A 16,475-nucleotide genomic window follows, 5' to 3' on the forward strand; every position below is an offset into this window, starting at 1 on the left:
ACTAACATGAGAATACCTGTTTATATACTGAGGAATTACTTCTTTATTGTGATAGGTATTCTCTTTTTTATTGTAGCATCATTTTTTTTTAAACTCAACTTGTTTGGTGCGGATCTGATGGAAGATGGTTTTTTTTCTCAGATCAATTTCATTTCCAATGCTGATTCTGGAATCGAAGGTCTTGGTTACATGCATTATGTACGATTTGTCTCAGTATACCCTTTTTTCTTTGTTTGGTTGTCAGAGCTTCCTAATTATTATAATGCTCTATTGCTAGCAATAATACTACTCCCTGTTTTATCTTTCAACTCCAGAGTTAAAAAGAACAATTTTTTACCATTATTTATATTAATACTTCCCTTTTTCTTTTCCATAAGGATCACACTGGCTGCGACTTCCTTCGCTTATTTTTATGTTTTTCTTTTTGGAGAAAGGAAGAAACTTTATTTATTGATTTTGTCTCTGCTTTTCGCATTGCTAAGCTCTGGAACTCTATTGTGTTATTTTATGATCTTGTTTTTTTATAGGAAATCACTGACAAAAACATATCCTTTGCTGTTCAAGATCCTTTCCGTATTTATTGTTCTTGGGATAGGTGTTGCTTTACAAAATAAATATGAAGGAGTTTCTGAAGGCGCCAGTGGCTTTTCGGATGATGGTCAGTCCTATACAGGGCTGAACGCCATTTGGGGTCTTCTGGTTCGTGGTACCTTGATTGTTAGCCTTCAAACAGGACAATACGCACGAGCTGTTGCATATGCTATTCTCTATTTCATTGGAGTCATGTTAGCATTAATGATTGCAAGCAAAGAGGCTGTTAAGAATAAATACCTGGGGTTCTTTATTCCTATGTTAATTATATTCTGGTTTGAAGGAATGGGCTTTATTTCCTACCAGTATTGTTTTATTCTATTTGTAATCAATAACCTCAGAATTGGGAAGGAAGCAAAGCCTCTGATTCCTGTAGAAGCTTCTTAAAAATTCCAATCCTTAAATTAATTGTTTGTCTGTTTGTTTTGAACACAATCTATTGCCAAGCTTAACAAAAACACTTTCGAAAAATCTATATATCAGGTAACTGGATATATAGGTTAAGATGATTGATACCGGTATAATCCACATAGAATTAATTTTCAGAAGCCTTTGCAAAAAAAAGAAACACAAAGGATGTAACAGATATATGGAATAAGAGATATCTCCTGTTAATTTTAAAAAACCATTGATTAAGCTACCAAAACTTCCTCTATAAACATAAAATAATCCAGATAGAAGGATACTAAGAATGGAAAATATAATTCTATTGTACCCTGTAACAAGCATTATTTCTCCCCCGCTTACCGGGATTACGACAAGAATAAAGACTACAATTATAATAAGAAAACTCTGGGTCCTGGTCTCTAAAGTCTTTAAAAAGGCAAATTTTGATTGATCTATCAGATAACCAATTATAATTCCCGAAAGAAATAAATAAAACTGATTAAACGGGTTAACATACAATTTCCATTGATTTGGTTCCCCGAGAGGGCTCGCCGGGTTTAATAAGTAAGCACTAAATATGAGAGACAACACCATCATGAGCGCACAGAAAAGAAAGAATAATTTTATATGTCTTTTCAATAATATGATAACTATGGGAAAGAAGGCGTAGAAGACTAACTCATTCCCAATTGACCAGGCACCCACCGCTACATATTTTTCTGGCGCGATAAACCCAAATAAACCGGTTATATTTAATAATAACCTTTCGATGTCGTGGTGCTTGCCTGCAAAGAATGTAATGATACTCACCAGCGATAACAGAGGTATTATTCTGAAAACCCTCTTAATAAAAAAGTGCTTAACATCTATTGCCAACGTAGGCGCGTTAAATTTTTTATAATATACCTTATAGAGCGTGAGACCACTTAAAATATAAAAGATGGATACACCGTATATACCTAATTTCCCCAAGATATGTGAAGAGGAAAATTCACCTATCTGCCATGTGCAAAAATGGAATATCATAATTGAAGAAGCCATTAGTCCTCTTAGGTAATCCAGTGAGTATATTCTAGTTTTGGAATCCATTTAATAATTGATTTTTGTTTAGTTTGCAAACATAATAAATAATAAGGTATGAATAATGTTGATAGTCGTATGCTAACTTTTTATTACTTTTATCCCCCGTAAGTATATAAGTTACGTTAATGGGTGTTATTAAGAAGAAGGTATTATTCGTAGGTTACGGAGGGGGGCATATTACTATTTTGGATAAGATTGCTGAAGGTCTTATTAATGATGATGGAGTGGAGGTATTGATACTTCCGTTAAATGGTGCAATTCCATTCATCAAAAAAAAATACGATGAAGCTGTTTTTTGTCCACTCAGTAAGTTTGCTTCAATTTTTGATAAGGACATTGATAAGATTTTAGGGTATGGATCTAGTCTGTTAACTGAAAATTATAACCCAAATATTGGTTTATCCAAATTTGAATCCATGTTTTATCTTGGGCTTTCATATTATGATCTGGTCCTGCAGACGGATGAAAAAACTGCAGCCGAGATTTATAGGAAACGAAAACGTCAGGCTTTTTATCCATACAATGTATTAACCACTATCTTTAGTGAAATAAAACCAGATTTGGTGATTACCACCACATCTCCCCGATTCGAATCAGCTGCCTTAAAGGCGGCAAAAGACCTTGGCATACAAAGTCTTCAGATCCTGGATCTTTTCGGTGATGACTATCCTGTACCATCTGCAGATCATATCGTAGTCATGAATCAATCGGTATCGGAAAAACTCAGATCAAGAGGTAATATTGAGTCCAAATTCTATCCATATGGACAACCTATTCTGGATGAAACGATAGAAACCATTAACTCACTGGATATTGAAGGCATAAAAAGAAACCGAGGTTTATCCGGGAAAAAAATCTTACTTTTTGGGCCGACGAGAAACTATGTCTTTAACGAAGATCTTTCCATTAAGGCAGAGCTGGATGGAACAGAAATGAATAATTCGATTTTTGCGATTCTGGATGAAGTTGCTGAGAAATTTGGAATTCAGATTATTCTGCGCCCTCATCCGTCTGACCATGCAGATAATTATATAAAGTTTATCGCTGATAAACCTCATTATAATGTTTGCCCTGAGTTAAGCATTTATGAGGCTATTGCTATATCAGATTATGTGCTCTCCTATAGCTCTACAATTGTTGTACAATCTGTTGTGTCTAATAAGAAGTCTTTTACTTTTAATCAAAATCCAGACGAATTATATCACTGGCCTGAACTTAGTAAAGATCCCTTTATTTATTCTTCAGATCTTGTTGAGTTAAGGAACAATCTAATCGAAAATATGGAGGATAGAAAGGTGGTTGAGCTAACGAGTTTTTTTGAAAAAGGCGCTGTCAACAAAATAAAGATTTTGATTAAAAAGCTGACAGAATAAGAGTGGAGCGTATAAAAAAACTACTGCTTAACACAAGTATTATATATTCTATAGGAATATTATTAGGACGGGTAAGTGGATATATAAGGGAAATTGTAATAGCAAGTACACATCATATTTCAGCCACTTCTGATAAAATTATATTGCTTTTAACCATTCCGGATTTTATAAATAATTTGTTATCTGTTACAACTGTTGGCGCTATCATTCTTCCGCTTATTGTTCAGTTTGAAGACGAAGTGGAGGCCGTTATTTATTATTCTATTAGAAGGATATTGCTCCTGACCTCTGTTTTTCTTGTTATACTGATTGTTGTATTGGGTTCTATCTATCAGTTAGATACCTTTTTACTAATCACTATTTCATTAGTTTCTGTAATTCCAAATGCAATTACAGCAGTTTTTGTTCCCTACTTAAATCATAAAGACAAATTTCTTATACCATCATTGGGAACGCTTATTTTTAATGGTGTGATCATACTTTTTTTATTGTTATCAAAGCAGTTGTATGTGCTGGCCTGTGGAGTAATTGTCGCCTCAATCGTTCGGTTAGGATCGATTGTTTTTAATAGTAAGTTTGAGGGCTTACAATTAAGAAAAATCAAAAAGGTTAAAACAGGAGCCTCTTTTTCATATAAAATGTTATTGCTTTCAATTGTAAGTAATGGAATACTTTTTATTAATCCATTGATTGATAAAGTGTTTGCGTCCAGATTTTCCGGTGGTTCTCTTTCTATTCTTTCATACTCGGAAAAAATTTATTTACTCCCTGTATCTGTGTATCTCACTTCAATGGCGGTTACATCATTTCCTACCTTTGTGAGGTTATATACTACACATAAGATAAAGGAGTTCATCCGTAAGTTTAAGGAAATACTGGGAATAACATCTGCTCTTGGGCTTTTTACTGCCTTAATATTTGTCATTTTTAATGACCTAATTGTACATGTCTTTTATGGTATTGCAGGACTTAATGAATCTAATATGAGGGAGATAAGTAAGGTCACAATGGGTTATGTTCCTATGCTCGTAATGTCAGGTGCAAATGCTATAGTTATAAATTCGTTATATGCTATAAAAAACTTTAAAGCGGTACTTTATTTGTCTATTTTATTGGTGTTGATGAAGCTGGCGTTTAATTCTGTTATTTTAATTAATGAAATGGATGTTGTTTATATTCCATATAGTACATCCCTGATAGGGATGATTCAATTGGTGGTTGGATTAGTAATGTTGTATCTAAGTTTAAAGGGAGAAAAAGAGAAATGGAGTTCTTAATTATAGAAAACAAACCGGAAAGAGCAAGGGCATTCGATGAGATGGGGGTTGATCGTATATTCCTTGATTTAGAGATTATCGGAAAAATTGAAAGACAAGGACATTTAGACACCGTGATTAGTCAGCATCATCAGATTGAAGATATCGATCCTATCAAAAAAGAACTGCAGCAAAGTAAGCTTCTTGTTAGATGTAATCCCATTCATGAACACTCCTCTTCAGAGATTAATGAAATTATTGGCAGGGGCGCAGATATAATTATGCTGCCTTTTTTCAAATCACATTTTGAAGTAGAACATTTTTTAGCGATTGTAGATGGACGAGTTGGTACAACTTTGCTTTTAGAAACACCTGAAGCATTTTGCCGGATAGACAATATTCTTGCACTTAAAGGAATAGAAGAGATTCATATTGGATTAAATGATCTCCATCTGGGAATGGGTTTGAATTTTATGTTTGAGTTAATATCTACTGGAGTTGTTGATTATCTGGTAAAAAAAATTGAAGAAAAAGGACTGAAATTTGGGATAGGTGGAATTGCAAATCTGGAAGGAGGACTTATACCAGGTAAATCTATACTTTCAGAACATGTAAGGTTGGGCTCGTCAATGGCAATTCTTTCCAGATCAATGACGAATTCATTTAATAATAACCTGGATGGAATTGGGGAAGAGGTTAAGAGATTAAGAGCTTTTGAAGCCTTTCTTTTAAAACAAAATGAAACCTATTTTAGAGAGGCTCATGCTGATTTTGTCCGAGCTGTAAATAATCTCGTTGAGAAAAAAATTAAAACCTCTGGCTGAGCTTTTAATTAGTCCCTTTGTTTGATATAACCTGATAAAATGTAAGGAAAATTATTCTTAGATATAATAAGAAAGACTTATTCTTAACATACTCCAAGTCGGCGTTTATTCTATCTTCAAACGTGATGTTACTTCTTCCACTTACCTGAGCTAAACCAGTGATTCCCGGCCTGACCTCGTGCCTTTGTTTCCATTGCTCAGGTTTATAATCGACTTCCTGAACCGGGGTGTCTGGTCTTGGTCCTACAATACTCATATCTCCGGATAGAACATTCAGGATCTGAGGGAGCTCATCAAGACTGGTCTTTCGGATGAACTTTCCGATTTTGGTAATTCGGTTATCATTTGTGCCCGTTGTCTGAAAATTTTCTCGAAGCTTTTGCTTTTCCTCAGTACTTAAATTTTCCGAGACCTCTCCGGTAAATCTGGATGGGCTGTGGGTCATGGATCTGAACTTATATATTCTGAAAATTTTGAGATCTCTGCCTACCCTCACCTGCCTGAAGAAAATGGGCCCCTTCGAGTCAATAATAATAAATATTGCAACGATAAGTAGAACAGGCGAAAGAAGGATGAGCGCGAAAAAAGCTATTAATTTATCAAAAAATAAAATCATTCAAAAAAAGTAAAAACTATATGTATAGTATCATAAACTTGTATATTCGCAAATATATATAAAAAATATGTGCGGAATAGCAGGATTAGTTTGCAAGAACGGATTTGATTCATCAGTGATAGATAGTTTTGTGAAAACAATTCAACATCGTGGACCTGATGATCATGGGTTTTATAAAGTAGAAAACGCTTTTATCTTAAACACAAGACTTTCTATAATTGACATTGAAAGCGGGCATCAACCGTTCATTTCAGATGATGAAAACATAGCTCTTGTTCAAAATGGCGAAATATATAATTACATAGAACTTAAGCAGGAGCTGATTGATCTGGGTTATGCTTTCAAAAGCAATTCTGATACGGAGGTTTTGTTGGTCGCTTACCAGGCATATGGTGCCGATTTTGTGAATAAGCTAAACGGCATGTTCGCGATTGCTATAATTGATAAAATTAAAAACAAAATTTCCTTATATAGAGATCGTTTGGGCGTAAAACCTCTTTATATTTATCAGAAAGACGATACTGTTCTTTTCTCGTCTGAGATCAAGACTTTTACAAAGTATCAGGGTTTCGATAATACCATTAACGATCAGGCAATTCATAATTTTTTAGTCTACAATTATGTCCCTATTCCTGAGACTATTTTTAAATATGTCAGTCATGTTCAACCAGGTTATTTCTATGAAATTGATCTTGGGGACTATTCAATAGCCAAGACGCAGTATTGGAAGCTGGAAAACTCTAAGGAAGATCTCGTTTGTTCCGACGAAGAATATTTAAAAGATATAGACGAGTTATTGCTTGATGCTACTAAAATAAGATTGAGGAGTGATGTGCCGGTTGGGGCCTTTTTAAGTGGTGGATTAGATTCGAGTTTGATCTGTGCATATATGCATCAAATTACAGGTAAGCCATTCAATACTTATACTATAGGATTTAAAGAAAAGGAATTTGATGAATCAGATTATGCAAAATACATCACGAATAAATATGGTCTGAATTATCATGAAAAGATTCTGGAGGCAGATATAGTTGAATTATGGGCGAAAACAACCTGGTTCAATGATCAGCCACATGGTGATATCTCTTTTATTCCAACTTTTATCGTTTCTGAATTTGCTGCCAAGGATCATAAGTTAGTGCTGACTGGCGATGGGGGAGATGAGCTGTTTGCAGGTTATACAAAGTACCTGTCTTTAGAGAAATATGATGTTTCATCCAAAGCTTTCTTTGATTCGATTTCGCTTTTTAGAGAGGGTGGATTTATCAACGACCTTTATACCACTGCATTCAAAGAAAAAATTAATCCCGAAGGAGCTTTTAATCTTTTTTCTACTGTCATATCTAAATCATCAAATAAGGATAACATAAATCAAGCTTTATATTTTGATACAGTTCAGTTATTGCCGGGCAATAATTTGGTGAAACCAGATAAAATGGCTATGGCTAATTCATTGGAGACGAGAAGCCCTTTCTTAGACTATCGCTTTTTTGAAATGATGATGCGTGTTCCAGGAAACATGAAATTGAAAAACAATGACACGAAGTATATTTTGAAAAAGCTGGCTTTGAAACATTTTTCAGAAGATCATGTCTATCGAAAAAAACAGATGTTCACTGTCCCGGTAGGAGAGTGGTTCAAAACAAAACTAAGCGGTTATTTGATTGAAACCTTGTCCGATGAACGTTTTGTCTCCAGAGAGATATTTAAGCAGGATCTGATTATTCAGATGGTTAATGAACATATTTCGGGAGAAAAAAATTACACCAGAGAGTTGAGAGCTATAGTGAATTTAGAAATCTGGTTCAGACAATTTGTAGATTAAACTGATGAGATAAATATATAAATGAGCAATCCGATTTTACTTCAAAGATCGGATTGCTCATTTATATATGGTTTGACTTAATGGTTCATCTAGTTCAATTTATTAATACGAGCTGGCTGAATTAAGTGTTTCTATATGATCATCCATTAGTTTTAGATCAGCCGCTTTGAAAAGCTCCTGAAGTTGAGTTAAGTTGGTTGCACTTACAATGGCTGCTGTTATGCTCGGTTTTGACAATAGCCATGAAATGGCTATTGTGGAAGGTTTTGAGTTTAGCTCAATTGCGATATGATCAAGTGCATTTAATATATTATGTCCACGCTCATTTAAATATTTTTGAACTCTTTTGCCTCGTTCACTTTTTTTGAGATCCAAGACATTTCTGTATTTCCCAGTCAGAAACCCAGATGCAAGAGAAAAGTAGGTGATCACACCAATTTTATTTCTGATGCAATCTTGTTCAAATGCAGTCTCATAGTACTGTCTGTCATATAGATTGTACTCAGGTTGAAGGGTGTCGTAACTTGGCAAGGTGTTGTCTGTGGACATTTTTAAGGATAGAAGAAATCTTTGAGGGGAAATATTTGATGCTCCTATATACCTGACTTTCCCCTCTTTAATCAGTTGTTGATATGCTTCTAATGTCTCTTCTATTGGCGTAGTGGCATCATCGTAATGAGATTGGTATAAATCTATATAGTCTGTTTTTAAACGTCTTAATGATGCCTCTGCCGCTTTGATAATATATTGTTTTGATAGTCCCCGGTTATTGTTATCCATAATGCCTCCAACTTTCGTTGCTATCACTAAGGAATCTCTGTTTCCCCGGCTCTTTTGCCAGCTACCTATGATTTTTTCAGATTCTCCACCAGTATTACCTGCCTTCCAGGTCGAATATACATCTGCTGTATCTATAAAATTTCCACCAAGATCTTCAAGGTAGTCTAGTATTTTAAAAGATGTTTCTTTATCTACTGTCCATCCGAATACATTTCCTCCCAATGCAATTTTACTGACACTCAGGCCCGTATTTCCAAGCTTACTCCTCATTACTTATTGATCAAATTTTTAATATAACTGCGACTCTAAGGTAAGTATATACAAATATAATAATAATGAATTCCGATGTTTTAATCAGTTAAGGATGGAAGCAGGAAAGGAGTTTGGTTTCTTCGTTAATTCGTTTTTGTGTCATTTGGGCATCATTATTGCTTATCACTGTAAAGGATTTTAACAACAAGCTTTCTGTCTTAAATAATTGAATGGGAAATTATTATCAGAGCGGTGCTAAAATTTTATTGGTCATATTTTGGTTTAATTATTGTTAAATTTGACGAACGTTTTTAATATAACCCTATGTTTACTAAACTTGAAATTGTTTCTCGATGGATTATTTTTACAATTGATATATGTTTAAGCCTATTTGCTCTATTATTTGCGGTTATATTACAGCATAATTTTATAATTGACAGGATAAATTTTATATCCTTTTACAAGTCAGTATTATTGGTGATCGCGGTTAATTCATTGGTTTTTTATAGTGTGAAGACTTTTGCAGGTATAGTTAGATATACTTCTGCTCAGGATTCCTTTAGAATACTTTTTTCTGTAATTCTAAGCTCATTGGTCCTTTTCTTTACGAATGCCATAATCATTGTTGTTTCAGGAGTACCAGTAATCAGTAACGTTGCCATTGTAATTTATACACTGTTTAGCTTTTTGTTGTTAATAACCTACAGAGTAATAGTAAAGTATTTTTTTATGTACTTAAAGAACGCTAAACTAGACAAGATAAGAGTTATTATTTACGCTGCTGGTGAAGCTGGAGTGGCAACTAAAAGGACATTTGATCATGATGCCAAGGTAAATAAAACAATTATTGCGTTTGTGGATGACGACTTGCGCAAAGTTGGCAAAACCATTGACGGCGTTAGGATTCTGGATGCTAGTCAACTTGAACACCTCATATTAAAGCATGAAGTCGATGAAATTATTTTTGCCTCATTTTCTATTCCACCTGACCGAAAAAATCAGATTGTAGATATTTGTCTCGAAAACGATGTTAAGATCCTGAATATCCCCTCACCTGAAGTATGGGCAAAAGGACCTGTTACTACCGCGCAGATTCAGAACTTAAACATTGAAGATCTTTTGAATAGAAAAACTATTCAAATTGATATAGATGGTATTCAAAACCAACTTAAGGATAAACGGATTCTTATTACAGGGGCAGCGGGGTCAATTGGGAGTGAAGTAGTTAGGCAACTTCTCAAATTTGAAACTGGATTAATCATACTTTGTGATCAGAGCGAAACTGCTTTACATAATATTTATCTGGAGTTGGAAGAAGCTCATGCTAATACTAATTTTCATGCATTTATAGGCGATGTAAAAGACGAGAAAAGGATGGAATTTCTTTTTGAAACTTATAAGCCTCACTATGTTTATCATGCTGCTGCATATAAACATGTCCCTTTGATGGAGGATAATCCAACTGAAGCCATTAAAACAAATGTTTTTGGAACTAAAACTATCGCTGATAAAGCAGTTAAACACGGTGTCCAAAAATTTGTGATGATTTCTACAGATAAGGCTGTAAATCCAACAAATGTTATGGGAACTTCTAAGAGAATTGCGGAGATTTATGTACAGTCATTAAACAATTCTCTACACGATAAACATCATATTTTTAGTAACGGGTTAAGTTATATAAATGAGTTAGACGTGAAACCGATCACCAAATTTATCACGACTCGTTTTGGAAATGTACTGGGATCAAATGGATCTGTTATTCCAAGGTTTAAACAGCAGATAGAAAAGGGAGGTCCGGTTACTGTTACACATCCTGAAATTACAAGGTACTTCATGACAATCCCGGAAGCATGTCGGCTGGTGTTAGAAGCCGGGTGTATGGGCAAAGGAGGCGAGATTTTTGTATTCGATATGGGTAAATCAGTCAAAATCGTAGAACTGGCAAAAAAAATGATCAGACTTGCAGGTTTAATCCCGAATGAGGATATAAAAATTTCTTATTCTGGTCTCCGTCCAGGAGAAAAATTATTTGAAGAGCTCCTTAATGATCATGAAAATACAATGCCAACTCATCATGAAAAAATAATGATCGGAAAAGTAAGAGAGTATGATTTCAATAATATACAGGATCAACTGACCATCTTATTTAAGTATGCAAGTGCTGACCATGTTACTAAAGTTGTTCAACAGATGAAAATCATTGTACCTGAATTTAAAAGTAAAAATTCAATCTTTGAGGAGTTAGATTTTGCTCATGAAGAAGATATTCCTAATAAGCCCCATAGTTAATCCCCTTTATGAATTTTAAAATACGAAGCTCTTTTTCATTAGGAATCTTAGTGTCACTGTGTTTTGGCCTAAAGGCCCAAACACCAAATATAAATATCCCCTATTCCTTCCAGTTTTATCAGAAACTAAATAAATCTGTATATGACAGGAATACTCGATTTCATTCCTCTATTAAAGGATACTATGAGGATGACTCCTTATTGAAAAACCGGTTTGATAGTTTGATGAAGGCAGGAACAGATTCATTGAATCATCGGTCATGGGTCAGAAGAAAAATAACGGAAGAGCATTTGTTGAATTTTGATGGGGATGATTTTAAAGTCTATGCCGACTTTTTGCCTGATTTTCAAATAGGTCGGGAATTCAGTGAGAAAAAACAGACATGGCTAAATACAAGAGGATTTCAGATAGGAGGAAAAGTTGGAGACAAGTTTTCTTTTTATACAAATGGGTTTGAGAACCAAGCTATTTTTGCTAATTATATTACTGAGTTTGTCGATACTAAGCAAGTGGTTCCCAGTCAGATGAATGGAAAACTTGGTAACCGCATTAAGGATTGGGCTTATGTTACCGCATTATTGTCATTTACTCCGAATAAACACTTAAACTTTGCATTAGGCTATGATAAGAACTTTATTGGTGATGGATATCGCTCAATGTTGCTGTCGGATGTCGCTGCAAACTATTCCTTTTTTAGAATAAGAGCCAGCTTAGGTCAGGTGACTTATCAGACTATATTTGGCTATATGCTTGATCCAGGTGCGCCTAAATTGACCAATGATAAAAGATTGGGAGATAGAGGTAAATGGGCTGCGATTCATTACGTAGATTGGAATGCAACTAAACGTTTCTCTATTGGGTTTTTCCAGGCAATTACCTGGGCTGATGCTGAAGTTGAAGGGAAAAGAGGGTTTGATTTTAATTACGTACATCCTTTTGTCTTTCTTCGGCCGATTGAAGGATCAAATACTTCATCCCCTGATAAAATGAGGTTAGGTATAAATACCAAATACGAAGTGCTGGATAAAACTACCATTTATGGTCAGTTTATGATTGACGAATTTACTGCCAAAGAATTTTTTGGAAATAAAGGTTATTGGGCAAATAAATGGGCATTACAGGTAGGATTTAGAGGGTCTGATTTATTCAAAGTCGAAGGATTAAACTATTTGGCAGAATTTAACACCGCAAGACCATACACTTATTCTCATTTTGATCGTATGTCGAATTATGCGGCAATGAATCAACCTTTAGCTCACCCACTGGGTGCTAATTTTAGAGAGGTACTGGGAATGATGAACTATTCCTATAGGAGATTTGATTTCCAGGGGCAGTTAATGTACGCGAGATATGGTTTAGATCCGGAAGGAGCTAATTATGGAAAAGATATTTTTAAACCTTATGGAACAAGGGTTAGCGATTATGGCAATAACATTGGACAAGGCATTGAGACAAATTTATATTTTGCCGAAGGACGTGTTTCTTACCTGCTGAACCCAAAGTATAATCTTCGGATTGAATTGGGAGGGGTATATAGAAAAGAAAGTAATACAATTTCTAAAAGTACTGGATTAATAACTTTTGGATTACGTAGTACCTTTAGGAATTTATATCAGGATTTTTAATATTAATAATGTATTATAAAGATAAATCAGGTCCAATATTCAAAATATTGGACTTTTTAGTTTTGTTTTTAAAATTTTATGAATAATATTTTTATTTAACTATAAGAGCATATTGGATATTACTACTGCTAGTATTAATAATGTTAAGAATAAGTATCGCTCTATTTATGTGGACTCCATTACTAACAAGCTGAACTTGAGTTATATCAATACTTTTCAAACGAATTATAACTATTCAGGTTCTTATGGATCAATGCCAAAAGTTGTGGAGCACTGATATGTTTTTTCGATTTTAAGCATAGAGTTGAGTTAACCTGAATAGGAAGAATTCGATGTTTTTGACACCTCTGAATTGTGATCTGAATGCCTTTATTTTTGCATTGAAAGATTCAGCGGATGCATTAGTAGACCTATGATCAAAGTAATTCAATATAGTTTGATAGTGATTTTGTATAGACCTGGCGATCGTGTTGAAGGCCTTGAACCCTGTTTGTCTTACCTTTTCATGCCATTTGGCCAGATTGGCTAGTCCAAACACCTTATCTTTAGTGTTTTCAAATAACTGGCTAAGTCCTATACTGAGTCCGTAAGCTGTTTTAAGATCAGGGAACCGTCCAAATAAGAGTTCAGCACGATCCTTTTGACTAGCCGTCCAATCCGAAGGTTTTTTATACAATACGTATCTGCTACGGGCTAACAACTGTTTGATCGTATCTCCATTGTGAAGTATTTCTGACTGAAATGGATTACCCGTCCTTTTTGATTGTTCTATGGCCTCATTTTCTGCATCCATAGCCTCCCATCTGTATTTGATTCGCATCTCCTGTAGTGCCTCAGTAGCTAATTTCTGTACATGAAAGCGATCGGTTACTCTGATTGCCTGAGGAAAACAGCGTTTGCAGATCAACTCCATGTTACCTGCCATATCCAGGGTAATTTCAGTTACTTTTTTCCTGGCTCTTTCCGGAATTCTGTGCAGAACTGAAATGACTGTTTCGGCTTTGGTACCTGCTACAATGGCAACTATAGCTCCTTTTTTGCCTTTAGCTGCTTTGTTGGTGACGATGGTATAGAGTTCGCCATGAGACAGACTGGTTTCATCAATAGAAAGCTGTTCACCCAGGTTTTCCGGATATAACAGCCATTTTTTTGCATGTGATTTCTGGTCCCAGTTCTTAAAATCACTTCGGTAATCACGGTACTGACGAAGCAGGTTCTTAGCTTTTACGCCATAGAATGAACTGATCGTATCAACACTATTCGGGGCTGTATCGATTGATTTCTTTTAAAAAAGCCGCGAAATCTCCTGTCATTCGCGTCCCTTTTTCTACTAAACTCCAATTCCGGTAAATCACCTTGGAGGTCTCTGTATTGAGCCATCTACGTCTTCTGATATGATAAAACACCTTATGTCCGCGGATGGGGAAATCCTGAATCACAATTTGAGGAAAAAAGCCTTTAGACAAGACTTTAATGTTATCCCATTCCGAAGGAGGACTATTCAGTTCTTCGAGTTCAATGTGGAAAGTCTCACTATCTTCAATAACTCCTTTGAATTCAAAATTCTCTAGTATAAAATCTGGCAGAAATAATCTGAGCAATGACGCAGCAGCTGATGGCATAAATTGAAACTATATAAAAATACAAAGCTATATTTTTAATGCTTGCTCCACAACTTTTGGCATTGATCCGTTCTTATCGTTTAATTGATGATCCAACAGCAAGTACAACTACATATAATGTACCTAACATTGTATGTAAGCTATTCTAATGATCTTATGAGATTGAGCGCGCAGGAGCAGAAAAAACAAAGAGCCTTCTATCGGGATCGAACCAATGACCTACTGATTACAAGTCAGTTGCTCTACCAGCTGAGCTAAGAAGGCTTTTATTAATATCATCATTGCGATAAATACCGCCTGATGCTCTGGTGAGGCCACAAAAGTAGAAAAATATTGCTTCCTCACAAATTATTTTTTAAAATAATTTAAGCCCTTCCATAAGTAGTATATTCTCCTTTAGATTTTAATCTTTTCAACTTTGGCCCCTTGTGTCTTGATGTATAAAAGCCAAGTGCTTCACCAAGTATTACAGGCTGTGGTGTAGCATGGTGTAAATCAATGAAATCCCTGTAAATCTCTACTGCAAGCTTTGGGGTATCAAAATAGGGACTATTGACCATTGGGAGCAATAGTGATTTAACTTTCTCCGTATCTGTGATGAATTTAACCGCATTTTTAGGAACAACAGCCTCATCCATAATATACATCTTCTTCAATTCTCCATAAAAGCCTATTTTCTCAATCAGGAGCTGATGTTTTCCTTTGTTATTAGTGTAAGTCACCTTAACTGTAATTTCATCTTCAGTGAGCGCTTTGGCAGGTAAAATCCTCCATAAAGGCTGATCATGGAAAATATGACGTACGAAATTGATCTGATCCAGATCATATACCGGAATACTTCGTTGTGGAAGGGAATAGATTCCGGTCTCAAGATCTTTAAATACGGTCTTGGAGGTAATCTTTAATGTTGGGTTTTCTATCTCTTTCAGATGCAGGGGAACCTCATCCATGAGAAAAGCCATGTCTGCAATCCAGAAGCCCAGGGTTACCCTTCTTCTCCAGATATTATAAATGATCTCCAGATCTATGGCGTAAACATTGTAGATGAGTACGGTCTGCATATTTCTATTAAATTTTCTTAAATATGCATACTATTTCGTCGATAGTAAAACTTAGGACCATTTATATCCCACCTTCTTCTTTAGAAGCAGGTGTTTTTGAGGTGTTTTTTCTATAATGGTAGGTATCTGGTTCTCCGGTTTTGTGTCTTGAGAGGACCCCTTCATCAGAAAGGATATTTAATCGATGGCTCAGAGATTTACGGATAAAACTTTTTCCAAACAGGCGGATACAGTTGGCCTCAATATCATCCAGGTTTACTAATCCTTTATCAAAGAATCCGTTGGTGATCAGGGTAAGAATTGCATTTTTGGGACCAATATCTTTTACACTTGGATTAATGACCTTAGTTGTTTTCTTTCTGGACAGAATCGGTTTTTCAGGAAGGAGGTCATGAAGATTAAGATCCGGAAGCTTATTCCGTTCTTCTCCGGTTTGATTAATGGCTTTGACGATTTTATTCAGGTGTCCCAACGTATATTTCGTGGTTAATCTTGGATTTTCCGCATTTGAAATATAACCTTTGGCAAGTCCCGCTTTATTCTCGAGGGTTCTGTGTGAAATCTCTTGTTTTTCGCGGGCTTCTTTGACTTTATTGATCGTCTCTAAATCAGCAGCTTTTACCTTCGAAGGCTGCCCATCTTTATCTTTTTTGGCCATTGCGCAAGAAATAGCCTTTGCAAAGACTATTTTCAGTTGAGATATTGGTGTAATCGAAAGAAAGAAACCGTACTGGTGCTGTAAGCCAATCTTTTATAGGGTGCTACCTAATGAGAATTTAACGATTGGTGAATTGTTGAAAATTATAATAACAAGGTAGCTAAACTAAAGGCTAATATTTTTTATATATTGGTTAATTTAGCCGGATTTAAAGTTTTGAGAGGTAAGGGAGG

The 16,475-nt window shown here is 35.3% G+C and carries 14 protein-coding genes and 1 tRNA gene; 7 read left to right on the forward strand and 8 right to left on the reverse strand.

Annotation, left to right across the window (positions count from 1 at the left end; genetic code table 11):
* The first annotated feature begins 6 nt into the window (after positions 1-6).
* Positions 7-978 (forward strand): hypothetical protein, encoded by a 972-nt coding sequence (locus tag BUC20_RS32980; protein ID WP_073239014.1) that lies wholly within the window; start codon positions 7-9, stop codon positions 976-978.
* A 12-nt stretch (positions 979-990) separates the two neighbouring features.
* Here the strand turns inward: BUC20_RS32980 and BUC20_RS34495 are convergent, their stop codons facing one another.
* On the reverse strand, positions 991-2,067 hold the full coding sequence (locus BUC20_RS34495) for an acyltransferase family protein (protein WP_073239016.1): 1,077 nt from the start codon (positions 2,065-2,067) through the stop codon (positions 991-993).
* A 119-nt stretch (positions 2,068-2,186) separates the two neighbouring features.
* On the opposite strand from BUC20_RS34495, the gene BUC20_RS32990 reads away from it, so the two are divergent.
* The 3 genes from BUC20_RS32990 to BUC20_RS33000 are packed head-to-tail and all read left to right on the forward strand — an operon-like array spanning position 2,187 to position 5,514.
* Positions 2,187-3,434, forward strand: a complete 1,248-nt coding sequence (locus BUC20_RS32990) for a glycosyltransferase family protein (RefSeq protein WP_073239018.1) — start codon at positions 2,187-2,189, stop codon at positions 3,432-3,434.
* Between the two features lie 2 nt (positions 3,435-3,436).
* Entirely contained in the window at positions 3,437-4,711 is a 1,275-nt protein-coding gene (locus BUC20_RS32995; RefSeq protein WP_073239020.1) for a lipid II flippase MurJ, read from the forward strand.
* Positions 4,699-5,514, forward strand: coding sequence for an aldolase/citrate lyase/malate synthase family protein (locus BUC20_RS33000; protein ID WP_073239021.1), 816 nt, complete (start codon positions 4,699-4,701; stop codon positions 5,512-5,514). Before BUC20_RS32995 ends, BUC20_RS33000 begins: the two co-directional genes overlap by 13 nt.
* Before the next feature lie 4 nt (positions 5,515-5,518).
* Here BUC20_RS33000 and BUC20_RS33005 read toward each other — a convergent pair whose 3' ends face one another.
* A complete protein-coding gene (locus tag BUC20_RS33005; RefSeq protein WP_073239023.1) occupies positions 5,519-6,130 on the reverse strand; it encodes a sugar transferase in 612 nt (203 codons plus the stop codon).
* Positions 6,131-6,197: 67 nt separating this feature from the next.
* On the opposite strand from BUC20_RS33005, the gene asnB reads away from it, so the two are divergent.
* Positions 6,198-7,955, forward strand: a complete 1,758-nt coding sequence (gene asnB / locus BUC20_RS33010) for an asparagine synthase (glutamine-hydrolyzing) (protein WP_073239026.1) — start codon at positions 6,198-6,200, stop codon at positions 7,953-7,955.
* Between the two features lie 102 nt (positions 7,956-8,057).
* Here asnB and BUC20_RS33015 read toward each other — a convergent pair whose 3' ends face one another.
* Positions 8,058-9,005, reverse strand: a complete 948-nt coding sequence (locus BUC20_RS33015) for an aldo/keto reductase (RefSeq protein WP_073239028.1) — start codon at positions 9,003-9,005, stop codon at positions 8,058-8,060.
* Between the two features lie 306 nt (positions 9,006-9,311).
* Between BUC20_RS33015 and BUC20_RS33020 the strand changes: the two genes are divergently transcribed.
* Both BUC20_RS33020 and BUC20_RS33025 read left to right on the forward strand, forming a co-directional pair.
* Positions 9,312-11,276, forward strand: a complete 1,965-nt coding sequence (locus BUC20_RS33020) for a polysaccharide biosynthesis protein (protein ID WP_073239030.1) — start codon at positions 9,312-9,314, stop codon at positions 11,274-11,276.
* An 8-nt stretch (positions 11,277-11,284) separates the two neighbouring features.
* The gene (locus BUC20_RS33025) at positions 11,285-12,901 is read left to right on the forward strand and encodes a gliding motility protein RemB (RefSeq protein WP_073239032.1); all 1,617 of its coding nucleotides are present in this window, start codon (positions 11,285-11,287) and stop codon (positions 12,899-12,901) included.
* A gap of 292 nt (positions 12,902-13,193) precedes the next feature.
* On the opposite strand, the gene BUC20_RS33030 is transcribed toward BUC20_RS33025, so the two are convergent.
* From BUC20_RS33030 to BUC20_RS33050, 5 genes are all read right to left on the reverse strand, one after another.
* Positions 13,194-14,177 carry an ISAon1 family transposase gene (locus BUC20_RS33030; RefSeq protein ID WP_073239034.1) on the reverse strand — a complete coding sequence of 328 codons (984 nt, stop codon included), beginning with the start codon at positions 14,175-14,177 and terminating at the stop codon, positions 13,194-13,196.
* The gene (locus tag BUC20_RS33035; protein WP_200801119.1) at positions 14,158-14,502 is read right to left on the reverse strand and encodes an ISAon1 family transposase N-terminal region protein; all 345 of its coding nucleotides are present in this window, start codon (positions 14,500-14,502) and stop codon (positions 14,158-14,160) included. Before BUC20_RS33035 ends, BUC20_RS33030 begins: the two co-directional genes overlap by 20 nt.
* Before the next feature lie 212 nt (positions 14,503-14,714).
* Positions 14,715-14,787, reverse strand: a tRNA-Thr gene (locus BUC20_RS33040).
* Between the two features lie 101 nt (positions 14,788-14,888).
* On the reverse strand, positions 14,889-15,584 hold the full coding sequence (locus BUC20_RS33045) for a hypothetical protein (RefSeq protein WP_073239038.1): 696 nt from the start codon (positions 15,582-15,584) through the stop codon (positions 14,889-14,891).
* Positions 15,585-15,645: 61 nt separating this feature from the next.
* Positions 15,646-16,242 carry a helix-turn-helix domain-containing protein gene (locus BUC20_RS33050; RefSeq protein ID WP_073239040.1) on the reverse strand — a complete coding sequence of 199 codons (597 nt, stop codon included), beginning with the start codon at positions 16,240-16,242 and terminating at the stop codon, positions 15,646-15,648.
* Positions 16,243-16,475: the final 233 nt, after the last annotated feature.

The sequence above is a fragment of the Pedobacter caeni genome (genome assembly GCF_900129215.1).
Classification (GTDB): domain Bacteria; phylum Bacteroidota; class Bacteroidia; order Sphingobacteriales; family Sphingobacteriaceae; genus Pedobacter; species Pedobacter caeni.